This is a genomic window from Pyrodictium brockii (assembly GCF_055379715.1).
In genome coordinates this window covers 60439-85191 of record NZ_AP042401.1, presented here as the reverse complement: position 1 = coordinate 85191, position 24753 = coordinate 60439, and the positions used below count along the sequence as shown (strand labels likewise).

Annotated in this window: 21 protein-coding genes and 1 pseudogene; 9 read left to right on the top strand and 13 right to left on the bottom strand. The window is 66.5% G+C overall.

From position 1 onward, the window contains the following. Positions 1-60: 60 nt before the first annotated feature. Positions 61-2022: pseudogene (locus tag ACZ42Y_RS00510) on the top strand (GNAT family N-acetyltransferase). Here the strand turns inward: ACZ42Y_RS00510 and ACZ42Y_RS00505 are convergent. After that, positions 2019-3185: a tyrosine-type recombinase/integrase gene (locus ACZ42Y_RS00505; protein ID WP_464735510.1), complete on the bottom strand. Its 1167-nt coding sequence runs from the start codon at positions 3183-3185 to the stop codon at positions 2019-2021. The pseudogene ACZ42Y_RS00510 and the gene ACZ42Y_RS00505 overlap by 4 nt on opposite strands. 223 nt (positions 3186-3408) lie before the next feature. Here ACZ42Y_RS00505 and acs point away from each other — a divergent pair, with 223 nt between their 5' ends. Continuing rightward, positions 3409-5415: an acetate--CoA ligase gene (gene acs, locus ACZ42Y_RS00500; protein WP_058370278.1), complete on the top strand. Its 2007-nt coding sequence runs from the start codon at positions 3409-3411 to the stop codon at positions 5413-5415. A 64-nt stretch (positions 5416-5479) separates the two neighbouring features. On the opposite strand, the gene ACZ42Y_RS00495 is transcribed toward acs, so the two are convergent. The 5 genes from ACZ42Y_RS00495 to ACZ42Y_RS00475 form a co-directional block, all read right to left on the bottom strand. Beyond that, positions 5480-6322, bottom strand: coding sequence for a RimK family alpha-L-glutamate ligase (locus tag ACZ42Y_RS00495; RefSeq protein WP_058370279.1), 843 nt, complete (start codon positions 6320-6322; stop codon positions 5480-5482). 2 nt (positions 6323-6324) lie between these two features. Then, positions 6325-9549 carry a carbamoyl-phosphate synthase (glutamine-hydrolyzing) large subunit gene (carB, locus tag ACZ42Y_RS00490; protein WP_058370280.1) on the bottom strand — a complete coding sequence of 1075 codons (3225 nt, stop codon included), beginning with the start codon at positions 9547-9549 and terminating at the stop codon, positions 6325-6327. A 32-nt stretch (positions 9550-9581) separates the two neighbouring features. Beyond that, positions 9582-10733, bottom strand: a complete 1152-nt coding sequence (gene carA, locus ACZ42Y_RS00485) for a glutamine-hydrolyzing carbamoyl-phosphate synthase small subunit (RefSeq protein ID WP_464735796.1) — start codon at positions 10731-10733, stop codon at positions 9582-9584. Positions 10734-10753: 20 nt separating this feature from the next. Further along, complete coding sequence (locus tag ACZ42Y_RS00480; RefSeq protein ID WP_058370281.1) at positions 10754-12151, bottom strand: lyase family protein; 1398 nt, start codon at positions 12149-12151, stop codon at positions 10754-10756. 84 nt (positions 12152-12235) lie between these two features. Next, positions 12236-13426: an argininosuccinate synthase gene (locus ACZ42Y_RS00475; protein ID WP_464735509.1), complete on the bottom strand. Its 1191-nt coding sequence runs from the start codon at positions 13424-13426 to the stop codon at positions 12236-12238. Between the two features lie 133 nt (positions 13427-13559). On the opposite strand from ACZ42Y_RS00475, the gene ACZ42Y_RS00470 reads away from it, so the two are divergent. After that, entirely contained in the window at positions 13560-14264 is a 705-nt protein-coding gene (locus ACZ42Y_RS00470) for an ACT domain-containing protein (RefSeq protein WP_058370283.1), read from the top strand. Here ACZ42Y_RS00470 and asd read toward each other — a convergent pair. The 4 genes from asd to ACZ42Y_RS00450 are packed head-to-tail and all read right to left on the bottom strand — an operon-like array spanning position 14261 to position 18541. Next, a complete protein-coding gene (asd, locus tag ACZ42Y_RS00465; RefSeq protein ID WP_058370284.1) occupies positions 14261-15331 on the bottom strand; it encodes an aspartate-semialdehyde dehydrogenase in 1071 nt (356 codons plus the stop codon). The two genes, ACZ42Y_RS00470 and asd, sit on opposite strands and share 4 nt — an antisense overlap. Continuing rightward, the gene (locus ACZ42Y_RS00460) at positions 15316-16692 is read right to left on the bottom strand and encodes an aspartate kinase (protein WP_058370285.1); all 1377 of its coding nucleotides are present in this window, start codon (positions 16690-16692) and stop codon (positions 15316-15318) included. Before ACZ42Y_RS00460 ends, asd begins: the two co-directional genes overlap by 16 nt. 1 nt (position 16693) lies before the next feature. Next, positions 16694-17722 (bottom strand): homoserine dehydrogenase, encoded by a 1029-nt coding sequence (locus ACZ42Y_RS00455; RefSeq protein ID WP_058370286.1) that lies wholly within the window; start codon positions 17720-17722, stop codon positions 16694-16696. A 39-nt stretch (positions 17723-17761) separates the two neighbouring features. Next, positions 17762-18541 carry an RNA ligase partner protein gene (locus ACZ42Y_RS00450; RefSeq protein ID WP_083494434.1) on the bottom strand — a complete coding sequence of 260 codons (780 nt, stop codon included), beginning with the start codon at positions 18539-18541 and terminating at the stop codon, positions 17762-17764. Between the two features lie 132 nt (positions 18542-18673). On the opposite strand from ACZ42Y_RS00450, the gene ACZ42Y_RS00445 reads away from it, so the two are divergent. Together ACZ42Y_RS00445 and ACZ42Y_RS00440 are read left to right on the top strand one after the other, a co-directional pair. Next, positions 18674-19357, top strand: a complete 684-nt coding sequence (locus tag ACZ42Y_RS00445) for a hypothetical protein (RefSeq protein ID WP_058370288.1) — start codon at positions 18674-18676, stop codon at positions 19355-19357. After that, on the top strand, positions 19338-19562 hold the full coding sequence (locus tag ACZ42Y_RS00440; RefSeq protein WP_058370289.1) for a hypothetical protein: 225 nt from the start codon (positions 19338-19340) through the stop codon (positions 19560-19562). Before ACZ42Y_RS00445 ends, ACZ42Y_RS00440 begins: the two co-directional genes overlap by 20 nt. Here ACZ42Y_RS00440 and ACZ42Y_RS00435 read toward each other — a convergent pair. The 3 genes from ACZ42Y_RS00435 to ACZ42Y_RS00425 all read right to left on the bottom strand — a co-directional run bounded on the left by ACZ42Y_RS00435 (position 19559) and on the right by ACZ42Y_RS00425 (position 22496). Continuing rightward, complete coding sequence (locus ACZ42Y_RS00435) at positions 19559-20731, bottom strand: RNA ligase (RefSeq protein ID WP_058370290.1); 1173 nt, start codon at positions 20729-20731, stop codon at positions 19559-19561. The genes ACZ42Y_RS00440 and ACZ42Y_RS00435 overlap by 4 nt on opposite strands. 154 nt (positions 20732-20885) lie before the next feature. Continuing rightward, on the bottom strand, positions 20886-21176 hold the full coding sequence (locus tag ACZ42Y_RS00430; protein WP_058370291.1) for a heavy metal-binding domain-containing protein: 291 nt from the start codon (positions 21174-21176) through the stop codon (positions 20886-20888). A 117-nt stretch (positions 21177-21293) separates the two neighbouring features. Continuing rightward, positions 21294-22496, bottom strand: coding sequence for a (Fe-S)-binding protein (locus tag ACZ42Y_RS00425; protein ID WP_168371210.1), 1203 nt, complete (start codon positions 22494-22496; stop codon positions 21294-21296). 126 nt (positions 22497-22622) lie between these two features. Between ACZ42Y_RS00425 and ACZ42Y_RS00420 the strand changes: the two genes are divergently transcribed. The 4 genes from ACZ42Y_RS00420 to ACZ42Y_RS00405 are packed head-to-tail and all read left to right on the top strand — an operon-like array spanning position 22623 to position 24749. Continuing rightward, positions 22623-23258 carry a hypothetical protein gene (locus tag ACZ42Y_RS00420; protein WP_058370293.1) on the top strand — a complete coding sequence of 212 codons (636 nt, stop codon included), beginning with the start codon at positions 22623-22625 and terminating at the stop codon, positions 23256-23258. Between the two features lie 56 nt (positions 23259-23314). Beyond that, complete coding sequence (locus ACZ42Y_RS00415) at positions 23315-23590, top strand: hypothetical protein (RefSeq protein WP_464735508.1); 276 nt, start codon at positions 23315-23317, stop codon at positions 23588-23590. Between the two features lie 2 nt (positions 23591-23592). Further along, a complete protein-coding gene (locus ACZ42Y_RS00410; RefSeq protein WP_058370295.1) occupies positions 23593-24189 on the top strand; it encodes a hypothetical protein in 597 nt (198 codons plus the stop codon). 5 nt (positions 24190-24194) lie between these two features. Next, complete coding sequence (locus tag ACZ42Y_RS00405; RefSeq protein ID WP_058370296.1) at positions 24195-24749, top strand: glutaredoxin family protein; 555 nt, start codon at positions 24195-24197, stop codon at positions 24747-24749. Positions 24750-24753: the final 4 nt, after the last annotated feature.

Sequence of the window (24753 nt, the reverse complement as noted above, 5' to 3'; positions counted from 1 at the left end):
TGCTCTGAGGCCCCGGGGGGCAGGGGCTTGGCTGGGGCTAGGAGGGAGCCCGTCCCGGCTATGCTGCTTCTTCGGGGCCGGGTGCTCGGCGCCCGGGTCCCCAGGGTAGGCTCCCGCTGGCTAGGCGGCCTCATGGTCGAGCTTGAGACGGGGGCGCGCGTCCACCTCCTCATGCCCGGGGCTATAGCCAGGTGGATGCAGAGGGGCGAGAGGGTCGAGGTGCGCTTCCTGGAGGAGCCCGAGAACCTTGGAGGCGTGTACGTCGCCCCCAGGGACACGTTCGAGCTTTGGAGGATCTGGGGCGGGGAGGAGGGGGAGGAGAGGATCCAGGTCTGGCCCCTCTGGAGGAGGGAGGCCCGGCTCGAGCGGGAGAGCGTGCTGGGGGAGAAGGTCTACGAGTACCGCGTCGTCGCCAGGGAGGCTGAGAGCGAGGAGGACTTCAAGGAGATTGTCGGGCTCGAGCAGTACCACTACGCTAGCAAGGAGGAGGTCGTAGCTATATGGAGGTGCCCGGTCTGCGGCGCCTACGCCGAGGCCAACGTGCAGCCCACCTGCCCCCGATGCGGGGTGCCGATGAAGCTGCAGGAGATAAGGGGGAGCCTCCCCTCGAGCCGCTTCATGGTGCTCGAGCTCGTCTCCAGGGAGCCCTACGAGCCGAGGATAGTGGCGTACGTTAGGGTCGACACGCCGATACCCTTGATGCACCGCCGGATAGTCCGCGAGGACGGCAGGGTCGAGATAGAGAGGATGATAAGGGGAGAAGATGTTCCCCCGGGACTGGTTCCACCCGACCTTCTGGCCCCTGGCCTACGCGAGGAGGGCCGAGCTTAGGAAGAGGTTCCAGGAGCTGGCGGAGCTCTACGGCTCGAGGAGGATAGCCCGGGCGGCCGTGGGCGAGGAGATAGCGGAGGAGGCGCTCCGCCGCGCCAACACCGCCGCGGCGAGGATCGCGAGGGTGGTGGTGCACCCCGACTACCGCGGCGACGGCCTCGGCGTCCTAGCGGTTAGGATGGCTCTCGAGTGGATCGCCGAGAGACGGATACCCGAGATGAAGAGGAGGAAGCACGTGGTAGAGACCATAGCCCAGATGGCTAGGTACAACCCGTTCTTCGAGAAGGCGGGGTTCCGCTACATGTGGGACACCGCGAGCGGCCGCCCAGTGCTCATGTACCCGCTGACCCAGGAGGCTCGGAGGAGGATCGAGGAGTTCCTCGAGAAGGACCCCTACGCCCGCCGCCACGGCGGCAGGCTGTTCAGGCCCAGGTACGGGAGGGTTGAGCCCCTAAGCTCGCCAGTAAGGCTCGTAAACGTGACCAAGATGTACAGCGGCGAGCTCGACGTCTCCAGGCTGCCCCCGGGGCTGCAGGAGGTGCTCCGCGCCTTCGGGGCGGAGAGGAGGAGGGGGAGCGCTACGTGCTCCGCAACGTGAACCTGGAGATAGGGCCGGGCGAGGTGGTGGCCGTGGTGGGCGCGAGCGGGGCCGGGAAGACCACGCTCCTCCGCATGATAGTCGGCGCCGCGCTGGGGGAGAGCAGCGAGAAGTACCGGCCCAGCCAGGGCAGGGTCGAGGTGCCAGGCAACGTCAGGCTCGCCGTCCTCCTGCCCGGCGAGATGGAGCCCGGCTTCGGGGAGGCCCTGCTGGAGCACGTCGCCAGGAAGATCGGCGACCCCGCCGCTGCGGTGGAGGTGCTCAACGCTGTGGGGCTGAGCGACGCCATCTTCTACCGGGCGAGGTTCGATGAGCTGTCGACAGGGCAGAAGGAGAGGGCGAGGCTCGCAAGCCTCCTGGCGGAGAGGCCCAACCTCATGATAGTGGACGAGTTCACAGCACATCTAGACAGGCTGACGGCCCAGAGGGTTGCTAGGAAGCTCGGCGCCCTAGCCCGCCGCGCGGGGATAACGCTCATAGTCTCCACCAACAGGCCGGAGGTGCTCAGGGCGCTGGCCCCGGACAAGATAGTGCTCGTGGGCTACGGCTCCGCAGCCGTGGTGGAGGAGAGGGGCAGGAAGGCCGGGGCCTAGCCGCGGCGCCTCCTCTCCTCGTCTCCCTTCCCGCCGCCCGCCGCGCCCGGCGCCTGGCTGCCGGCCTGCTGGGGGTAGGCGGGCTGCACCGGAGGCGGCTGGGGCTGGTATGGGTAGGGGTAGGGCTGGGGGCCGGCGGCCCCTGGGGGCTGGGCGGCTGGGTAGGCCGGGGGCGTCCACCACTGCTGCTGGGGCTGGGGGGCCGCGGGCCATGGCTGCGGGTACTGCCACGTGGCTGGCGGCGGGGGCTGCTGGGCGGCGAAGGCGCGCTGGTAAGCGGCGCGCAGGTCCTCGTCCAGCAGGTGTAGGTAGATCTGGGTCACCTTGATATCGTGGTGGCCTAGCAGCCTCTGCACCACGGGGAGCGGCACGCCGCGGCGGAGCGCCTCGGTGGCGAATGTGTGGCGGAGCACGTGGGGCCTCACCCTCCTCGGGTCGAGGCCGGCGCGGCGGGCGAGGCTCTTCAGCCTCTTGTAGAGCCCACTGTAGCTTATCCCCAGCAGCGGGTCGTCCGGCCCGAGGCCGGGGTTCAGGGCTAGCCAGAGGGCCAGGGCCTGCTCCGTTAGGGGCCCGTAGAGGACAACGCGCTCCTCGCCGTACTTGGCGTTCCTCACCCTTATCTCCCGCCTAGCCGTGTCTATATCGCGTAGCCGGAGCCCTACCGCCTCCTGGGCGCGGAGCCCGGTCTCGAAGAGGAGCGCCACTATCAGGAGGTCCAGCGGGTCGCGGGCCGCGTTGAGGAGCCTCTCAACCTCCTCCGGGCGGAGCGCCTCGATCCTGGGGCTCCTGGGCTTCCTCACCACGGGGACCTTAACCGGGAGGCCCAGCCACTCGAGGAAGCCACGGAGGAAGAGCGTGTAGTAGTGCATCGTTGTCTGCCTCTCCCTCCTCTCGTCGAGGGACCCGCCGCCGGGGCTCCTGGGCCTCCTGAGCCCCCGGGTGAGACGTTCGTATATCCAGGCTGAGACGTCGCTGCTCGTCACCTCGCGGAGAGGCTTCCCGGCTATGAAGTCTAGGAAGTCGCTTATTGCCGCCCGGTACGCCTTCACGGTCTTCGGGCTGGCGCCGGCGGCGGCGAGCGCTGCGAGGAAGGCCTCCATCGCCTCCCGGTTGCTCCTCTCGAGCAGCCCCGGCGGGGGCGGCGGGAGGTCGAAGCGTGTCATCGCGCAGCCCACCCCTATAGCTTGCTGCCTCGTCCCGGGGCCGCCGGGCTGCGGCTCCATAGCTACCCGGGTAACACTCCGCCCCGGCCTCGCCGGGATTGCGGGGCCCGCCCACATGCTTACGCGATTCTAACGTTCTAACATTTAAGATGAAGCGTTATGCTTTAAATAGATTAGCAGCGTGGAGTAGAGTCGAAAGCCTGGCTCGTCGGGTGGCGAGGCTATGACTGAGGAGCAGGGCCTACCTTTCGGCGAGAAGTACATCCCTGCCATCAAGCAGCTGATGGAGATTAGGCGTGAGAGCCTCGATAACCTCGAGAAGTTCTGGGACGAGAAGGCCCGCGCGCTCATCTGGTTCAAGTACTGGGACAAGGTCCTCGACGACTCCAACCCGCCCTTCTACCGCTGGTTCGTGGGCGGCGTCACCAACATAACCGTCAACGCCCTAGACCGCTGGATGAACACCGAGGTCAAGAGCAAGGTCGCCTACTACTGGGAGGGCGAGCCCGGCGACACCAGGGTGATAAGCTACTATGAGCTCTGGCGCGAGGTAAACAGGTTCGCCCAGGTCCTCAAGAACCTCGGGGTTAAGCCCGACGACCGCGTGGTAATCTATATGCCTATGATACCCGAGCTGCCCATAGCCATGCTGGCCGCCGCCAGGATAGGCGCTATACACAGCGTTGTGTTCAGCGGCTTCAGCCCCAAGGCGCTCGCCGACCGCATAGTGGATGCCAAGGCTAAGGTGCTCATAACCGCCGACGGCTACTACCGCCGCGGCAAGGTCATAAACCTGAAGAAGAACGCTGACGAGGGCGTCAAGCTGGCCGAGGAGCAGGGCGTTAAGGTGGAGAAGGTACTGGTGGTTAAGAGGAGCGGGCTCAACCTCGACGTGAACATGGTTGAGGGCCGCGACTACTGGTACGACGAGCTAGCCAAGGAGGTGCCCCACAACGTCTACGTGCCCCCGGAGCCCAGGAAGAGTGATGACGTACTCTTCATACTCTATAGCAGCGGTACAACCGGCAAGCCTAAGGGCATAATGCACAGCGTCGGCGGCTACATGGTCTGGGTCTACTGGAGCTTCAAGTGGACCTGGGACCCGAGGCCCGACGACGTGATGTGGACCGCCGCGGACATAGGCTGGATAACCGGCCACACCTACATAGTCTACGCGCCCCTCATGCACGGCATGACCAACGTTATGTACGAGGGTGCGCCCGACTACCCGCAGCCCGACCGCGTCTGGGAGATAATAGAGAAGTACAGGGTGACGATACTCTACACGAGCCCGACCGCCATAAGGCTGTTCCGCAAGTACGGCGACGAGTGGGTGAAGAAGCACGACCTCAGCAGCCTCAGGCTGCTCGGCACCGTGGGCGAGCCGATAAACCCCGACGTGTGGAAGTGGTACTACGAGGTCGTCGGCGGCGGCAAGCTCCCGATAGTGGACACCTGGTGGCAGACCGAGACCGGCGCCGCGATGATAGCCCCGGCTCCAGGCATAGCCCTGGTGCCCCTGAAGCCCGGCAGCGCCACGTACCCGCTGCCCGGCGTGGACGCCGACGTGTTCAACGACAAGGGCGAGCCGGCGAAGCCCGGCGAGAAGGGCTACCTCGTGATAAAGAAGCCGTGGCCCGGCATGCTGATGGGGCTCTGGGGCGACCCGCAGCGCTACATAAGGACCTACTGGCAGAGGTTCAGCCAGCCCGATAAGGGGATATGGATCTACTACCCCGCCGACTACGCTGTGAAGGACGAGGACGGCTACATCTGGATGCTGGGCCGCGCGGACGAGGTGCTGAACGTAGCGGGCCACAGGCTGGGCACCACGGAGATAGAGGACGCGATACTAACCCACCCCGCCGTGGCCGAGGCCGCTGTGGTCGGTATACCCGATCCCATCAAGGGCGAGGTGCCCCTCGCCGTAGTGGTGCTCAGGGAGGGCTACAAGCCCAGCAAGGAGCTCGAGGAGGAGATCAAGCAGAGCGTCCGCAAGGCACTGAGCCCGATAGCCGTGCCGAGCAGGGTGCTCTTCGTGAACAAGCTGCCAAAGACCAGGAGCGGCAAGATAATGAGGAGGCTGGTAAAGGCTGTCGCCACCGGCGCCCCGCTGGGCGACGTAAGCACTCTGGAGGACGAGGCCAGCGTAGAGGAGATCAAGAAGGCCTGGGAGGAGTTCAAGAAGGCTGTCGAGGAGAGCGAGCGCCTGCTCCGCGAGAGCAGCTAAGCCCCCCGGGGGAGCGGCGCTCCTCTTTTTCCCCGCGCCCGGAGGGGCTCCCCCGGGAAGGCTTCTAGCGTTTCAGCTCCTCTATCAGCGCCTCGGCCAGCCTCACCGCGGGGTTTATCCCGGTGGCGCGGTAGAAGCCCTTGAACTCCGGGACGCCGTTGACCTCGTTCACCAGGTAGCCCCTCTCCCGCGTCTCGAACACGTCTATCGACACGAAGAACCCCTTCACCGCCGCCGCTGCCCTTAGGACGAGGTCCTCCAGGGCGGGGTCCGCGTTGTAGGCCTCGGTCCTCGCGCCTAGGGCTACGTTGCTCCTCCACTCGCCGCTGCCGGCTATCCTCCTTATGCATCCGAGGAGGCTGCCAGCCATCACTATGCAGCGTATGTCGCTGCCCCCGGTGTCGAGGTACTCCTGGACTATCATGCTCCTCGTCTGGCTGCAGGGCAGGCCCTGGCGGAGCCTCGCGAGCTGCTCCAGCTCCACGGGGTTGTCGACGCGTGACACGAGCCTGCCCCAGCTGCCGAGCGGCGCCTTGATGACTACTGGGTAGCCTAGCTTCTCCGCGGCCTTCAGGGCTGCCTGGGGGCTTGAGGCGTAGAAGCTGCGGGGCGTGGGCACCCTCGCCGCGGCTAGCCGGGCGTAGGTCAGCATCTTGTCCCCAGCCAGCATTATGGTCTCGGAACGGTTCACGGTGAATACCCTGGCTGCCTCGAAGCTCGCAGCGGCGTAGGCAGCGCGGTACATGCTTATAGGCCTTATGACTGCCGCGTCGAAGCTGTTGCTCCCTACCTCGAGGGGCATAGAGCCAGCGTCCACCGTCTCAGTCTCGGCCCTGGAGCGCAGCACGTCGAGCAGCATGCGCTCCTCCATCCGCACCACGTCCACTACGAGAGCCACCCTGGGCATGGCTAGAACGCCTCCACCCCTGGGCCCCAGTAGTCGCGGAGCTCGAGGGCCTCGATGGCCTCGAGGCCGGTCCTGGATATGGCCTCGGCCAGCATCCTGGCGAGCCTCGCGTCGAGCACCACGGGAACGCCGAGGTCCACTGCTAGGCGGCGGATGGCGTAGTCCCGGTCGGGCGCGTAGTCCGTGGTCATGATCATGCCGGCTGAGCCGCTCCTTATGAGGCGCAGCGCCTGCTCCACCGGGAGCGGCTCGGCCCCGTCGGCCTCCATGCCCTCTACCGTGTATATCCTGTAGCCCCTCTCTGCCATCAACCTCACGGCTTCCGAGAGCTCGCGGCGGCCCCTGCCGGTGGGCGTGTAGACGAGGATCACCCCGCCGGGGGGCGGCAGCTGGTTGCCCTGCACGCTCAGCCAGCTCTTGAGCAGCGCCTCTGGGAGGCTGCGGCCGAGCGCCGCCACCTCGCCGGTGCTCCTCATCTCAGGGCCTAGGCCGGGGTAGGCCCCCCGCAGCCTCTGCCAGCTGTACTGGGGGCTCTTCACCCCCCACCAGCCCGCCGGGCGGAGGAGCTTGAAGCCCTCCTCGCCGGCCTCGAAGCCGTACCTTATCCCTCCCCTGAGCGCCGCCTCGGCGGCTGCGCGCATCAGGTTGTAGCCGGTGGTCTTGCTGGTGAAGGGCATCGAGCGGCTGGCGCGGAGGTTCAGCTCCACCACGTAGACGCTCCCATCCTTTACGAGGAACTGTATGTTGAATGGGCCCTTTATCCCCAGCACCTCGTTGAGCGTCTCAGCCACTCGGATCATCTCCCTGACCACGGCATCTGGGAGGCTGAACCAGGGGATCACCATGGTTGAGTCGCCGCTGTGGACCCCGCCAGGCTCGATATGCTCTATCACCGCGCCGACTGCCCGGCGACTGTCCCCCACCGCGTCTATCTCAGCCTCCACGGCTCCCTCGAGAAACTTGGACACGACCACGGGGTACCTGGGCGAGACCCTAGCGGCCTTCTCTATATAGCTCCTCAGCTCCTCGGGGCTCCACGCGATCTTCATAGCGGAGCCGCTGAGCACGTAGCTGGGCCTCACGAAAACCGGGTAGCCGGCCTCCTCGGCGAAGCGGAGCGCCTCCTCAACGCTCGTGGCCGCCGTCCACTCGGGCTGCTTTATCCCTAGCTCCTCGAGTAGCTGGGAGAACTTCGCCCGGTTCTCGGCCCGGTCGACGCTGCTGCCCGGGGTCCCCAGGAGCCGGACCCCCCTCTCTTCGAGCGGCCTGGCCAGGTTGTTCGCTATCTGGCCGCCGAGGAAGGCGACCACGCCCACGGGCTCCTCGAACCTATATATGTCGAGGACGCGTTCGAGGCTGAGCTCCTCGAAGTAGAGCTTGTCGTTCATATCCCAGTCTGTGGAGACTGTCTCGGGGTTGTAGTTCACCACGACGACCTCGTAGCCGAGCCTGCGCGCCTCTTCGGCGAAGCTCGCCACCCCCCAGTCGAACTCGACGGAGACGCCGATCCGGAAGACGCCGGCGCCGAGCACCATTATCCGCGGCCGCCCAGTGGTTATAGGCTTATCGTCCTCGTACGCGCTGTAGCTCATATAGAGGTAGTTGGTCGCCGCTGGCCACTCGGCGGCGAGGGTGTCTATCTGCCTCACCCTGGGCCTCTCGAGGCCTATGCTCCGCCTCGCCCTCTCCACCTCCTCCACGCTGAGCCCGGTGAGCAGCGACACCTGCTCGTCGCTGAAGCCGAGCCTCTTAGCCTCGGCGAGCAGCTCGAGGAACTCCATGCTCCTCGGCCTTGCGCGGCGGAGGGCCTCCGCCACCTCGACTATCTCCCGGATCTGGTTGAGGAAGTAGGGGTCAATCCCCGTGGCCTCGTAGATCTGGCCCACGCTCGTGCCAAGGCGGAGGGCCTTGGCCACCCATATGGGCCAGTAGGGCTCGCGGCTGCGGAGCCGCCTTAGGACGCTCTCTAGGCTCTCCGGCTCCTCGTACCTGGGCCCGGCCACCACGCCGGGTTCGCCTATGTCGAGCATCCTTATAGCCTTCTGCAGGGCTTCAGCGAAGTTCCTGCCTATAGCCATGACCTCTCCTATGCTCTTCATCTCGCTGCCAATGCTCTTCTCCACGTTGTCGAACTTGTCGAGGTCCCAGCGCGGCACCTTGACGACTACATAGTCGAGGCTGGGCTCGAAGCAGGCGCAGGTCCTGCCGGTGACGCGGTTGAGCAGCTCGTCCAGTCGGTAGCCGAGGGCGAGCTTGGCCGCTATGTAGGCTAGCGGGTAGCCGGTGGCCTTGCTCGCTAGGGCACTGCTCCTGCTCATCCTGGGGTTGGTCTCTATCACGTAGTAGCCCCGGCTGTCCCTCGGGTTGAGGGCCAGCTGCACGTTACCCTCGCCGACCAGGCTTATGGCCTCCGCCACCCGGAGGCTGGCCTGGCGGAGGAGCTGGTACTCCTGGTCGGTGAGCGTCTGGCAGGGCGCTACCACCACCGACTCGCCGGTGTGGACCCCCATGGGGTCGGCGTTCTCGAGGCAGGCCACGGCCACGCTGATGCCATACTGGTCGCGGACCACCTCGAACTCTATCTCCTTCCAGTGGTGGAGGTACCTCTCCACAAGCACCTCGCCGGAGCCCGACTGGGCGAAGGCGCGGGCAAGCCACTTCTCCAGCTCCCCGCGGCTCCGGGCCACCAGGCTCCCGCCGCCGCCGAGGTTGAAGCTCACCCTCACTATCACGGGGTAGCCTATCCTCTCGGCGGCCTCCAGCGCCTCCTCAATGCTTCTCGCCGGGACGCTGGGCGGGACGGGGAGCCCAGCGGAGACCATGGCCTCGCGGAAGAGGCCGCGGGACAGGGCCTTCTCGATCCCCTCCACCTGGGTGCCTAGGACGCGCACCCCGTAGCGCTGGAGCACACCGCGCCGGTGCAGCTCGACCCCTAGGCTCAGGGCGGTCTGGCCGCCGAAGCCTAGGAGGATGCCGTCGGGCCGCTCCCTCTCGATGACCTTCTCCACGAACCAGGGCTTCAGAGGGCCCAGGTACACGTGGTCGGCCAGCCTGTAGCTGGTCTGGATGGTGGCTACGTTGGGGTTCACCAGTACGGTCTCAATACCCTCCTCGCGGAGGGCCTTGAGCGCCTGGCTGCCACTGTAGTCGAACTCGGCCGCCTCAGCTATCTTTATCGCGCCGCTCCCGAGCACCAGCACCTTCCTCACGTCAATCCTCCTGGGCACTTCCACGCACCCCCTGCTTTACGTCGACCCCGCTACCTCCTCCCCGCGACCATCTTAACGAAGAGGTCGAAGACCCAGGACGAGTCCCAGGGCCCCGGGCCCGCCTCCGGGTGGAACTGGGTGGCGAGCACCAGCCCGTCCCTGCTCCTCACGCCCTCCAGGGTGCCGTCGTCGGGCTGCCGGAACCAGGGCTCCAGCCCGGTCCCTTCCAGGCTGTCCCAGTCTATAGCGTACCCATGGTTGTGCGTCGTCACCATGCAGCGGCCGGTGCCCAGCTCCACCACGGGCTTGTTGACGCCGCGGTGGCCGTAGGGGAGCTTGTAGGCGCGGGCCCCGAGGCCGAGGGAGAGGAGCTGCATGCCCAGGCAGACGGCGAGCACCGGCTTGCCCGAGGTGGCCACCTCCGCCGCCACCCGGGCCTGGGCCCGGAGCAGCGCGGGGTTCCCCGGCCCGTTGCTGAGCACCACAGCGTCGTAGCCGTCCAGCAGCTCGTCCGCCCCCGCCGTGCAGGGGTAGCGTGTCACCTCCACGCCACGGTGGAGGAGCTGGCGGAGTATCCCATACTTCACCCCGCAGTCGAGCATCGAGACCCGGGCCCGGGGGCGGCCCGGCGGGCTATGGGTTATGGGCTCCCTCGGGCTCGTCTCCAGCGCGAATAGCCTCTCGTCGTAGGACTTGGAGCTGGAGAGGACCCGGGCCAGCTCATCCCAGCTGGGGGGCTCCTCGTCGAGCGGGTAGACGGAGAGCACCCCCATTATGACGCCGTGCTCCCTTATCCTCTCCACGAGCATCCTGGTGTCGACCCTATAGATGCCTGGCACGCCCTCCCCGCGGAGCCACTCATGGAGGCTCGTGGCCGAGGCGTAGTGGCTCGGCTCCGGCAGCTCGGCGACCACGAAGCCCTCCACCTGTATCCTGTCGGACTCGTAGTCCAGGGGGATGCCGTACACCCTCCTAGCCCTGCTGGGCACCCCATAGTTCCCGACCATGGGGTGGGTCTCTACGAGTATCTGGCCACGGTAGCTGGGGTCGGTGAGGCTCTCCGGGTACCCCGTCATAGCGGTCGTGAACACTACCTCCCCCACCCTGGTGGCGGGGGCGCCGAACCCGCAGCCCTCGACGCCGAGGCCGTCGGCTAGCAGCAGCCGAGCCCCCAGCCCCGTGCGGCAGCGTAGCAGCGGCATCCTGTAGACCCTGATCTCACCTACCTGCATCCCCGGGCCGCCTCCTCCGCCCTCTCCACAAGCCTCCTCCACGAGCCGCTTAGCCTCCCGGCCAGCTCCTCCAGCTCGCCCGCGTCGCGGGCCAGCCTCTCCCTAGCCCCCGCCAGGTCGGCCGGGCCGCGGCAACCGGTGCGCCTCATCCCGACAAGCTCCATGGGGTCCTCGACCCCCAGCTCTCTCAGCAGCTCGCGGCCCCTGCCCTCGCGTATGGCCTTGGCGGCCTCCTTGTAGGCCTCGCGGAGCGGCAGCCCCCGGCGGAGGGCGAGGAGCTCGGCCAGCTCAGCGCCCCAGGCCATGTAGGCCTCGGAGAGCCGGCGGAGCCTCTCCGTATCGAATTCTAGGCCGGAGAAGAGGTCGGCCAGCACCCTCGCAGCCTCGGAGGCGTCTCGGAGAAGGCTGTAGAGGAGCGGGTTCGCCTCCTGGAGGTCGAGGTTGTAGCCGTAGGGGAGCCCCTTCTGCACAGCGAGGAGCCCCGCCGCGAGCCCCGCTGCACGCGCCGCCCGGGCCCGGAGGACCTCCAGGGTGGCGGGGTTCCTCTTATGAGGCATTATGCTGCTCGTCGCCACGTGGCCCTCGGGGAGCCGGGCGGCCGCCACGTAGGGGCTTGAGAGGAGTATCAGGTCCCCCGCTATCCTCGAGGCCTCAACCAGGAAGGCCGCGGCCGCCAGCCCGGCGGCCGACACGTCTAGCCTGCCCCCGGCCGCGTAGAGACTGCTCCCCAGCACGCCCCCGAAGCCCAGGAGGCCCGCCAGCTCGGAGGGGTCGAGCCCGGCGAGGCTGCCGGCCCCCGCGCTCGCCCCCAGGGGGCTCCGGTCCACGAGGGGCAGGACGCCGGCCAGCAGCCGGTAGGAGGAGGCGAGGGCCTCCTCCCAAGCCTCGAGGAGGCAGTCCAGGGTTGCCAGCTGGCTAGGCTGCTGGTGGGTGTGGAAGAGCACGGGCACGCCACGGTACTTCTCGGCGAGCTGGAGGAGCCTGGACCGGGCCTCCAGGATCCACCGGAGCGTCTCGGCGACGCGCTCGAGGGTGTAGAGGCGGAGAGCCGCCGATACGTGGTCGTTCCGGCTCCTCCCTATCCATATGTAGGCTGAGGCGCCCCCGGTCCTCGCCGCAAGCCAGTCCTCGAGGGCCTCGAACACGTCCTCGTAGCCGGGCCGGAGGAGCTCGCCGGGATCCTTGGCGAGCGCCTCTAGGAGGGCGGCGAGACTGCGGCACGCCGCCTCCCGGGGTATAATCCCGCGCTCCGCCAGGTGGAGGGTGTGGGCGAGGAGGACCCGGACAACATACCTATAGATCTCATGGTCGTGGCCGAGGCTGGTGGTGTACTCGTAAACCAGGCCCGAGCCCTCGCCGATGCCGGCCTCCTCCCGATACCTCGGCAATAACCCACCATCCTCCGCCCGCTGCTACCCCCTTATCAACGCAGCGCCCCCAGGGGGTTCGGGAGGCCTGGACTCCGGGAGCCCTCAGCCGCGGAGCCCCCGAGCCTTGGCGGCCGCTAGGCTGTGGAGGCTCCAGATGGTTATGAAGCCCCGGGCCTCCTCATCGCTCGGGTACCAGCCCTTGTTGTAGTCTATGACCTCGCGGCTGTAGCTGCTGTAGGGGCTCCAGCGGCCGACGACCTGGAGGCTACCCTTATACACCTTCATCTTGACTACTCCGGACACCCAGCGGTTGAGCTCATCCACAGCCTTCTCTATCACTAGCCTGAGGGGTTCGATCCAGAGGCCCTGGTAGACCAGGTCGCTCCACTCCTGGTCCAGGAGCCTCTTGAACCTCAGCTCCCTAGGGGTATAGACGGCCTTCTCCAGGTCGCGGTGGGCCTCTATGAGCGTGAGGGCGGCGGGGGCCTCGTAGACCTCGCGGCTCTTAAGCCCGACCACCCTGTTCTCTATATGGTCTATCCTACCGTAGCCATGCGCCCCCACGAGCTTGTTCAGCATAGAGACTATCTTGGCCAGGCTCATCCTCTCCCCGTTGACCGAGACCGGCACGCCCTTCTCGAAGCCTATCTCGAGGTAGAGGGGCTGGTTGGGCGCCTTCTCCGGCGCCACGGTCCAGGCGAAGGCGTCCTCTGGGGGCTCGGCGAGAGGGTCGTCGATGGGGCCCCCCTCTATGCTCCTGCTCCACAGGTTCTCGTCGATGCTGTAGGTCTTGTGGAGCCCTGGAGGCTCGAAGCCGTTCCTCCTCAGTATCTCGGCTGCCTTCTCGCGTGTGAGCTTGAGCTCGCGGACCGGGGCTATGATCTTGAAGTCGTCGCCCAGGTGGTAGCGGAGTACTGTGTCGAAGCGGACCTGGTCGTTGCCCTTGGCCGTGCAGCCGTGGGCTACGGCGTCGGCGCCCTCCCTCTTGGCTATCTCGGCCACCTTCTCGGCTATCAGTGGCCTGGCCAGCGCGGTTCCGAGGGGGTAGCGGTCCTCGTAGAGCCCGTTAGCCTTTATTGCCATGGATATGTAGTTGTTTGCGAACTCCTCCACGGCATCTATAGTGTAGTGCTTGTAGGCGCCGAGCTTGTAGGCCTTCTCCTCAACCCCCCGCAGCTCCTCCTCTTGGCCAACCGAGACTGTGACCGTGATTACCTCGTGGCCCTGCTCCCGGAGAAGCGCGAGTATAGCCGAGGTGTCGAGGCCGCCGGAGTAGGCTAGCACAACCCTCAAGCTCCTGCCCCCCGGGGCCCCTGGGCCGATACTGTCTGTTAAACTACGTGCACTAGCCGGTGCACGCTAGGGATAAAGCTCCTCGGAACCCGTTACACAGGACACTGCGTGTTGCAGGAGGGGGCTGGGGGGGTTGGCGGCCCCGAGCTTCTCCGAGATAGTCCGCAGGTTGGTGGACGCCGATCCCTGCATCCAGGAGTGCCTGGCCCGCGGTATAGCCAACTACTCCGAGCTGGCCCGCCGTATCAAGCCGGTGGCGGAGAGAGAGGTCGGGCGGAGCGCCAGCCTTGAGGCCATAAAGGCGGCGCTGGTCCGCTACGCCTCGAGGCTCCGGGGCCAGGGGACGAGGACCCCGCAGAGGAAGCTGCTGGAGATCCTGGCGAGGAGCGCGCTGGAGCTCCGCACTGGGGTGACCGTGGCTACTGCGAAGATCCACGCCCTGCCCAGGCTTGCGGAGGCTGTCGCCGAGCTTGCGGGGCGTAGCAGGCTGCTCTTCCTCATGCAGAGCCTCTCCAGCGTAACGGTCACGGTTAGCAGCGAGTACTTCGGCCGCATAGAGGAGAAGGTGGGCCGGGAGAACTTCATAGAGGTTTACCCGGACCAGGCGGTGCTAGTGATAGTTAGCCCGCAGGAGGTGGTTGAGACGCCGGGCTTCGTGGCGCATATAACCAATATTCTTGCGAGGAACGGGATAAACATATACCAGGTGGAGTCCGTCTACACGGACACCATACTCGTCCTAGGCCTAGACGACGCGTTGAAGGCCTTCCAGCTCCTCCGCGAGGCGATTGAGGTTGCGAAGAGGAGCCTAGAGGAGGCCGGGGGAGGCCGCGGCTAGAAAACCTGCTCCACCAGCTTGTAGTAGAGCTCCGCTATCAGCACCCCGGTGCCGGCCGCACCCCGGAGGGTATTGTGGCCCAGCACCAGGTAGCGGAGCAGGGGCTCGCCCTCCAGGGGCAGCGAGGCCCTCCCCACAACCACGCTCATCCCACGGCCCGTCCTCCTATCCAGCCTCGGCTGGGGCCTATCGGGCTCGCGGCGCACCACTATAGGCCTCTCCGGCGCTGTGGGGAGCCCCAGCTCCTGGGGCAGGCTCCTCCACCCCTCCCAGGCCTCAACCACCTCCTCGACGCCGCCGGGCGCCTTGGAGAGCCTCGCCACCACGCTCTCCAGGTGGCCGTCGAGCACCGGCACCCTGGTGGCGGTGGCCACCACGCGGAAGCCTGCGGGCCTGACCTCGCCGGCCTCAAGCCTCCCGAGGATCTTCCTGCTCTCCCTCACAACCTTCTCCTCCTCGCCCTTTATGAAGGGGATTATGTTATCCACTATAGCGTAGCCGGGGACTCCGGCGAAGCCGGCGCCGCTTATCGCCTGCATGCTGGTCATGTAGACCTCCTCTAGGCCATAACGGTCCAGGAGAGGCTTGAGGCTGAGCGTCAGCACCGCCGTGGTGCAGTTGGGCACCTTGAGTATCGCCCCGCTCCAGCCGCGGCGCTGGCGCTGCACCTTGACCAGCTGTATGTGCTCCCAGTTGGCCTCGGGGTTCAGCAGGGGCACGTCCGGCTCCATGCGGTAGACGCTGGCGTTGGACACCACTATCTTGCCCATCCGGGCCAGCTCGGGCTCTATCCCGGCTGCAACCTCCTTGGGGAGAGCCACAAACACCACGTCGGCGTCGCGCACAGCCTCCGGCCTGGTGGGCCTCAGCTCCAGCTCAGCGGCCTCATCGGGGAACGGCTCGTCTATATACCACTCCACTGCCTCGCCGTAGCGCTTGCCCACCCTCCTCTCGCTGGCGGTGACCGCCTCGAGGCTGAACCAGGGGTGGCGGGCTAGAAGGCTCACGAACCTCTGCCCGACGAGCCCGGTTGCGCCGAGGACTGCCGCCCTTAGTCGATCCGCCACTGGGAGACCACCTCCTCGTGGAGCTTCTCGGCTATAGCCCAGGACTCGTCGGGCTCAACAAATGTTACGAGTATCGGGCTGCCAGGGGCCCAGAGGATGCTCTTCACCCCGCCGAGGCCCGCGGCCTTCTCCACCACGTTGCCCGAGACGTCGGGCTCGCGGAGCCCGTCGCCCACCACGCTGACGGCTGAGGCGTCCTCCACCTCCACCTCGGATACTATGTGGCCCAGCTCCTCGGAGAGGGCCTTGGCAAGCTTCTCGGCGCTGTCGCGGCGAACGGCGAGGCTTACCCTCGTCTCGGTTATAGGCTGCATTATGGCGAGTATGTTTATTCCCAGCCTGGCCGCGACTCCCGTGATCTTGGCGGCTGTGCCTATCCTCCCCACGAGGCCGCCGCCTACCACTGTTACGAGGGAGATACCCTCACTCACCACCACGGCCTTCAGGGGCGGCGGCCCGCCCTTGCTGTCCACCAGGGTGGACTGGCTGGAGCCGGGCATAGTTATCCTGACCCTGGTGCTGGTGCCCATGACCGGCTCGAAGGTCTTGGGATGCATCCTCTTAGCCCCCAGGAGGGCCAGCTCCATGGCCTCTGCGAAGCTGAGCCTCTCAATCACCCTCGCGTTCTTCAGCCTCCCGGGGTCGGCCGTCATGACGCCGGGTACGTCGGTGTAGAGCACCACCTCGTCGGCTCCGAGGAACCGGGCGAGCAGCGTGGCGGTGTAGTCGCTCCCGCCCCTTCCCAGGAGGACTATACGGCCCTCCCGGGTGCCGGCCACGAAGCCGGTGACCACGGGGACTACGCCGCGCTCGATGACCGGGAGGAGCTTAGACCTCACCATGGGCTCGGAGGCCTCGTAGTCGACTACCGCCTCCCAGGGGTCACCCTCCGCTATTATCCCGGCCTCGCGGCCGCCGAGCCAGACGGCCTCAACCCCGTTGCTGCGGAGCGCCGCCGCCATGAGGGCGGCGGAGAGCCGCTCGCCGAACGAGACTATAGCTGCCCGGGCGTTGCCGGTGGCCTCCCCTATAACCTTCACCGCCCAGACGAGCTTGAACAGCTCATCGAACAGCCTGCTCAGCTCCCCCAGCACGCTGGTAAGCTCCCTCTCGCTGCTCACCGCGCCCCTGGCGGCGGAGTAGTAGCGCTCCATTATCCTCCTGAGCCTGGGCTCCCAGCCGCTGGGGCTCTCGAGGATCTCTATCAGCTCGTCGGTGACACCCTTCATAGCCGAGACTACCACTACCACCTGGTAGCCCTCCTGCCGGAGCCTAGCCACCTCCTGCGCTGCAGTGATGTAGCCGGAGGCGTCGCGGAGCAGCGAGCCCCCGAACTTGGCGACCAGCAGGCCTCTAGCCATACTACACCACCCCCAGCGCGTAGGCCGCCGAGACTAGGTCGCTCAGCATGGCGGAGGCCGTCGCCGAGGGGCCCGCGCCGGGCCCCACCAGGGTTATCGGCTCAGCCTCCGCGGTCTCTATGAGCGCCGCGTTGTAGACCCCCTCGACCCTGTAGAGCGGGTTCTCGGGCCCAACCTCCACCAGCTCCACCACCGCCCTCCCCGCGCCCGGCTCGACGAGCGCCACGTACTTGAGCCTCTTCCCCCGGGCCGCCGCCTCCGCCGCCCGGCGGAAGGCCTCCTCGTCCACGCGGTTCAGCCGCTCCACCTCGAACACTGTCTTCGGGGTCCCCAGGGTGCAGGAGACTATAGCCGCCTTGGCCGCGAGGTCGTGGCCCTCGAGGTCCGCGCTGGGATCCGGCTCGGCGTAGCCCCTGGCCTGGGCCTCCCTCACCGCCTCCTCGAAGCTCATGCCCTTCTCGGCGAGGCCTAGCACGTAGTTGGTGGTGCCGTTGAGCACGCCCTGGAGTCTCTTCACCCGTCTGCCCGCAAGCCCCCAGCGCAGCACATCGATGAGAGGGGTGCCCGCCATGACGGTGGCCTTGTAGAAGACCCGGCGGCTCCAGGAGCCCCGGAGGAGCCTGCTGCAGCTAGTAGCGAGCGGAGCCTTGTCAGCCGCCACCACCGCGCCGCCCGAGGAGAGGACGCGCTCATACCAGGAGAGGGCCTCGCCCGGCGAGTCGTAGCGGCTTGGAGTAGCGTCGACGAGCACGTCGATATCAAAGCGCTCGAGGGCCTCGGCCACGCTCCCCTCGAAGCCGCCCTCCAGCCTGGAGAGGCCGCCGCGTGGCGCACGGAGGGCGGCCTCCACCCTACCCCAGTCGAGGCCCAGGCTGGAGCCGAGGAAGCCCCTGCTGTCAGCTATGAAGACGAGCCGCGGCTCGAGCCCGTAGCGCTCAGCGAGAAGCCCTTGTCTCTCGGCGAGCATGCGCGTAAACGCCCTACCAACATTGCCGAAGCCCGCCAGCCCGATGCGCAGTGTATGCGCCACTGGAGGCCCACCCTTGTGGGCCCGAGGCCGCCGGGGCTCTTAAGAGCCCCCCGGCTCCGGGGTCTCGACGCTGGCCTCAGCCTCCCTCTCCGCGCGCCTCCTCGCCCGCTCTATGAGACCCTGAAGGATGCTGAGGAACCGGAGCGGGTCTATCGAGACCACGCCTAGCATCTCGGCGAACCTCCTGACACCCTCATCGTTGGTCACCAGCACACCCTGGGTCTCAAGGGCCAGCAGCACAGCGTCCAGGTCCTCTATGCTGTCCAGCACGCCGTGCCTGGTAGCCTCCCTGTAGCGCTCCCGGAGCCCCCGTATCAGGGCGCCCAGCTTCTCCCTCCGGGCCTCCCTGCTGGCCACGCCGCTCGGGTACATGCTACCGGCCTCGAAGGCGCGGCGGACATGCTCCTCCGCCACCCGCAGGCCCCTCGTCACCCTGTTGCGCATCTCCTCTACGTAGGCCCTGAGCACCGTCGCTGGGAGGCTTATCTCGTGCCTCGCCGGCGGCTTTATGGTTATCCAGGTCGCTAGCGCCTCGAAGCTCTGTATAGTCACCCCGTTGGCCTGGAGGAAGCGTCGGGCCTCCTCGTAGACCGTCGGGGGCATGTATATCTCCAGCCCGTAGCCGAGCCGGGCCTCGGCAAGCATCCCGGCAAGCACCCGCACCGCCTCGTCAAGGCTGCCCGCGCCCAGGATTGCACGGAGCCGGGGGTCTGTGACCGCGCTAGTGTCAAGCACGTAGACCCTGAGCCTCCTCTGCAGCTTCTCCCTCATCGCCTCACCACCGCTGCCGCCGCCAAGGATCCCCCGGGGAGGACACATCAACAGCGCCCCGTAGCCCTCCCACTAGGGCGTGCAGGACAAGCCAATAACACTTGTCCCAAGAAGCGGGAGCCGACGTGTTATAGCCGCTCCCCTCCCCGACGCAGCGCCCGGAAGGCTGGAGGGGGAGCCTTGACAGCCTCTAGGCTCGCCGCGCTGCAGGGGGCGCTAGCCTTCACCACCCTTATAGGCCTGCTGGCCGTGGCCACCGCTCCGGCCAGGGAGCTAGTGCTACACTTCGCAGGCTACCTGGCCCTCGCCTCAGCCGTCTCCGCCGCCGCCGCCCGGATGCTGGCGAGGGGCTACGCCGAGGCACTGGCTAGGGCCCTCGCACACGTCTCCAGGCTAGGCGTGGCGGAGCTGGGGCCCCGGGGCGCCACCGACGCTACCCTCGTGGCCCAGAGCATCGCGGGGCTGGAGCAGGTGGCGGGCCTCTGGCCCCTGGCGGCGGCAGGCGCCGGGGTGTCAGGGCTGCTAGCCTCAATACTATCATACTACATCGCCAGGAGGGGCGCCGCGGCCCTGCTGAGGCTTGCCAAGAGCCTCGGGGCGGAGCCCGCGTGCAGAAGCCCGCCGGGGCTCAGCGTGGCCGCGGTCTCCTCGATAACCCTCGCCGGGCTCGGCGCCTCGGCTGTAATAGCCTCCCCCAGCTACGGGAGGCTGCTGAGGTGCATAGAGGAGGCCGGGGAAGAGCTTAGGAGGTCTCTCGAGAGCCGCGCGGCCCCGGCGGAGGCCGGGGAGGATGCGGGAGCGGCAGCCCCGGGGCCCGTGGAGCCGGTAGACGGGGAGGGGAAGGGTGCCGGGGAGGGGCTGTAGGGCTAGACTCGCAGCCCTCTTAGCGGGCTACATAGCCTATCTGGCCCTCCTCTTCAACCCTAGGACGAGCCGCTACACTGTGGAGGCCTCGCTAGCCGTCCTCGCAGGGCTCCTAGTCTACATGGCCGCCGGCTACCTTCGGGCGTCGTGCGGCCAGCACCCCGGCGGCGGGGGCGGCGAGCTAACCCGGACCCCGGTAGGCTAGTCTATCGGGGAGACGCCAGTCTCGAGGATCCGGCGCACCCGTATCCAGGTCTCCTTTATCTTCCTCATCCTGGCCCTTAGGACCCCGCCCTCCTCCCTGGCCTCGACCAGGACGACGTCGACCCCGAGGCTCTGCATGTAGTCCATGAACTCCTCTAGCTCATCCCTGCCGGCGAACTCCAGCTCGAACTCCTCGTAGACCATGTAGCCGCCGGCGACCTTCTTGACGGTCTCCACCGCCGGCTGGAGGGCGGCGCGGCCCAGCTCCAGGGCTATGGCGTCGAGCCTCGGGCCCTCCACCCCCTCCTCGTAGACCCGGAATATCTCGCGGAGGATCCTGGAGAAGAGGAAGCTCCAGCCCTCCTCCATGAAGAACCTCATGCCCAGCCTTATATCGCCTATATTGGTGGAGGAGGTCGTATACTTCAGCGGGGGCACCCGGTAGTCCGGGTCCTTCACCACGACGCCCTCGCGGCCCTCACGGTCAAGCCTCTCCACTATCCTCTTGAAGGCCTCCACATCGGTCTTCTCCAGCACCCCCAGCACCGGGACATGGGGGACCCCGTGCTTCTCCGCCGCCTCGTCCCGCATCCTCGGCGGCAGCGGCCTCCCGCCGCGGAAGATGTCGAAGACAAAGTAGCCGAAGCGGGGCGCCTCGGGATAGAAGTACCTCGTGTAAGGGTTTTCGAGGCCTATAACCTCCCCCGCCGCCACGTGGTCCTCGGGGCCCAGCTCGCGGAGCATCTCCCTCAGCCTGTCGCCCATGAGCCTCTCGAGCCTGGAGGTAGTGTAGGGGCAGATCAGCCCGCCCCGCGTAACGGCTAGTATCCTGTCATCGACCAGGACCACCCTGACATTGTACCCGTTGAGCTTCTCCTCCACAACAACCCTGTCCAGGAAGTGGCGGGGAAGCGCGACGCTTGGAAGGACCATCCTCTGTATCGGCGGGTAGCCGGGAACCACCCTCCACCAGCCCCTGCCGAAGACCACAGCGGTGCCCTCATGGTGCCCCGCCACCCCCCGGCGGAGGGAGGCGTAGAGGAGGCCCCTGAACTCGCGGAAGCGGAGCGTCCTCCGGGAGGCCAGCTCCTCCACCCGCTCCCTGGGCAGCCCTAGGGCGTCAGCTACCACGTCGAGCATCCAGGGCTCCGGCCGGTGTATCCACGTCAATGAGGCTGCACCCCTGCAGGTTTCTCCGAGAGGGCTGCTGGGGAGACCGGGGGCCGCAGCCCGCAGTGGGCGGAGACCCCCGCTGGCCTACGGCAAGCCCCTCCGAGCGCATAGCCTATGAGGGGAAAAAAGCCCATCACCGTGTAGGTGGGAGCTACTGGCTCTCCGCCTTCTCTAGTACAGCTGCCGTCCCGTAGGCTAGGAGGAGCACCCACTCGCCGCCAACGCCGACGACTCTCCTGGTGTCGATACGGATGCCGAGGACGGCGTTTGCGCCTAGCTTGCGGGCCTCCTGCTTCACACGCTCCATTATAGCGTCTAGCTCGGCCTCAAGGCCGGCTACAGTGAGGCTTATCGGCCTTGAAGCATAGACTAGCCCCTTGAGCTCGCGCACCCTGTAGCCCTCGGCCCTCTCCACGGATAGCAGGAGCACATCCCCCGTCAACGCCCTACCACCCCAGCCTAGCTGGTTGGTGAACTGAAACCCTTACCCTCATTATATCTACAGCACCGGTGGAGGCTAAATTAGTCAAGTTACGTTAGACGAGCCCACAATCATTCATCACTTGCCGGGGCCCGTCTCAGCCCCAGCCCTAACGTGCTCCAGGAGCCGGCTGGTAAGAAGCTCGACGCGGAGCCTGCCCAGAGCACCGGCCAGTACCGCGCCGTGGAGGAATACAGTGTAGCACTTTATGCACGGCGTAACTATCTCCCTGACTCCCTGCTCCAGCATCCGCTCCACCCTCCACCTGTAGATCCGCTCGCGGATGCCTGGGAAGGGCTCCTCCTTCAGGTAGTTGACTCCACCTCCACCCCCGCAGCAGAGCGTGTACGGTGGCCTGTCCCTCGGCTGCCCGGCGCCAGCTAGTCTCAGCACCAGGGGGCAGACCGTGCGGTATCCAAAGCGGCAAAAGCCGCAGCTGGTGAAGACCATGGAGCCCCTGCCGCCATTACCGTGGCCGGCTCGAGGCGCTAGGCCTGCTACCATAGCCAGTCCGTCAGCTACCTCGACGCCTCCTCCCGGGACGAGCCCATACGCTCTAGCCAGGTGTATGAACTTTATGTCGGCGCCGCATGTAATAGCTACGACTCTCCTGGCTCCTAGCTTCTCAGCCTCCTCGACAGCCTTCTCGAGCAGGGCTAGCCCCACGTCGGGCCTGGCCGCGTCGAATGCTACATTACCCCCGAGGTCGAGGGCCTCCGGCGATACAGTTACCTTGGCACCCAGGAGGCGGAGGAGGAGGAGAACCTCCCGCAGCTTCTCCGGATACAAAGTGGTCTCGAAGGGCGAGGGCACGTAGAGGACGTCGCCCGGGCTGCCGGGCTCTACGCCTGCCTCTTTAGCCACCCTCTCCAGGACACGGCGGGGCTCCTCCCGCCTAGCTACGAAGCTGTGGCCGGAGACGGCGGCGTTCTCGGCAACCTGCTGAAGGCTCTTCGGAGCCCTGCCCTGCAGGCTGAGCTTCGCCCTAGCGGCGTAGACTAGCCTCCAGACCTCTATGCCGAAGGGGCATAGGAGGGTGCAGGCGCCGCACATGCTGCAGGTGTAGAGCGAGACAAGGTCGTCGCTCGTGGCCCTGCCCTCCAGGAGTACCCGTGCTGCAGCCTCTAGGCGCCGCGGCGGTGCCAGCCTCGGATCACGGACTGCACGGTAGGATGTACAGCCTGCTGCGCACATCATGCACCGGGTGCATGCTGCCAGCGCCTCCCGGGCTATCTCCTCTGCCTCGCCTATTATAGCGTCCACTGCATCCCTATGGATCACGGCCACACCTCAGCCCTGGCTTCCCGGGTGCCCCGAGAACACATTATATTATTTAATTACTTATATTCATAAAATTCAAAAATAAATATATGAGGGTCCTGCTCCTCAGACTTCGGGGCGGGCACCATGCCTCTCGACGAGACCGCACTGAGAGCAGCAATAGCCGATGTACTCCTCCGTACAGCAGGGCTGCCTACCTTAGACGAAGTAGGCAGGATCATGAGGCGAGCCGAGAAGGGCACCAGGGTCGTCATAGTGATCGACAACTCCAGGTATGCCAGGGCTGAAGCCGATAACCTAAAGAAGCTCCTGGAGAGGTATGAGGGCGTTGAAACGAGGATCGTTGAGAAGAGTAGCTGGGGCTCCGAGCTACCCCCGCCCCTGATAAGCATAGACGGCACCCTAGAGGGCAGGATATTCTTCTACGGGGCCCCCTCTGACATACTCAAGCCGATCTTCCTGCTAGCTGTCGCAGCATCCGCCGAGGCATGGAGGCCGGGTCGCTGCAGGGGGCTCGGCGGCGTGAAGGGGCGGGCCAGGCTCTACGTGGTGCCGGGCCTACCCTGCGCTAAGACATTGTACGACGCGCTGCATATACTCTGCTGCAGCACGGCTGAGCTGGAGGTCGTCAACGTCGAGGGCTACTATGCCACTGGTAGAGAGATCCCGGTGAGACGTGTGCCTACCTTCATCTCGCCCAGCGGCAGGGTGCATGTGGGTGAGCCGAGGGATCCGGAGGAGCTAGCGGAGTGGTGGGGGTAGCCAGATATTTTTAATTTTATCTCGTAATATACGCTAGTTACGTAGATTAGTAGGCCTTGTGGAAGAGCCTAGTGGGGGCGGGCATGGCCGGCGGAGAAGCAGTGCTCGACTTGACAGCCCTGACCACGGTATGCGGCGACTACACTGTGCACATACTCTCCAAGCTGAAGGCGCTAGCCAGCGGTGAGAGGCTTGTAGTCAGGGCTAGGGCTGGGGACCGCGGCCTAGTCGAGGCGGCTGCCCTAAGCCTGGAGAAGGCAGGCATCGCGAGGATCCTCGAGAAGGGCGAGAGGGAGGGAACCTTCTACGTAGTGCTCGAGAAGAGGGGGTAGGGGTGGCCCCGATCCCGGCAGCCTCCTACGAGGCCGCCGCCCTACTGGCCGCTGCGCTGCTCCCTATAGCCTATGCAGGGCTAAGCGGGGCTAGGGGCTACCGGTCTGCGGCCAGGGCTCTCCGGCGTCTCCTCCGCGACCTCCTGGTGCTCCCGGCCCTGGGGCATCCTACAGCGTTGCTGACAGCCCTCCTGGCAAGCATGCTCCACCTCGGGCTCGCCGCCGCCGTGGCTATGCACCTTGTGCTCGCCGGCGCCTGGAGCGGACTCTACACGGCGCCCCCCAGCGTCCTGGAGGCGTTGATCCATGCCAGGACTATAGCAGCATGGCTGGTGCTGGCCTCCGCCGCTAGCCTGCTGGGTATGCGGCTCTACACCCGCCTAGCACTAGGCCCCGGGGAGGCGAGGCAGCTACTCCTGGCTACCGGAGACCTGCTGCTAGCACTCCTCGCCGCCACCGGGGCCGCCGCCTACAAGACGCCGGGGCTCCTGGAGGCGCATAGTGTCCTAGGGCTGGTTGCCCTCGGCTACACCGCCGCCCTGCTAGCCATGAGCCACCGGCTGCGCCTTCCCGGTGGGAGCAGGGTGCTGGAGGTGTAGGCCCGGTGAGGGCCGCCGCAGCCGTGGCTCTGGGAGCGGCTGTCGCCCTCCTTTCCCTCACGCTACTAGTGCTCGCAGCCCATACCAGGAATGGTGGCCCGGGCCCTACCGCCACCCCGGCAGCCGGGGCCGAGCCTCCTGGAAGGTATATAGTGATCCTGGGCAGCGCGGCCTGCCCCCACTGCCGCGCCATGGAGGCGTTCTTCGAGGAGAAGCTGCCCGGCGTAGCCTACTTCTGTGATATAGACGCTAGAGGGTCTAGCTGCTGGAGGGCTTTCAGCCTTCTCGTGGCTGAGAGGGTTACGCTCGGCGTGCCCACAATCGTTGTCTGCGACGCCGAGAGCCATAGGGTTGATGGCATAGTTGTAGGGGAGTACGAGGATGCAGGCTGGTGGAGGAGCATCCTTAGCAATGGCGTGTCGACGGGCAATGCCACTACCATACCCGTGTACATTGGGGGCAGGCTGGCCGGGTTCGTCGGCGCCAGGCTCGGCGGCATGGGGAGCCTCTACAACCTGCTGTGCCGTGAAACCCTGGCTGATGCTAGGGCCCTGGGGTAGGGGC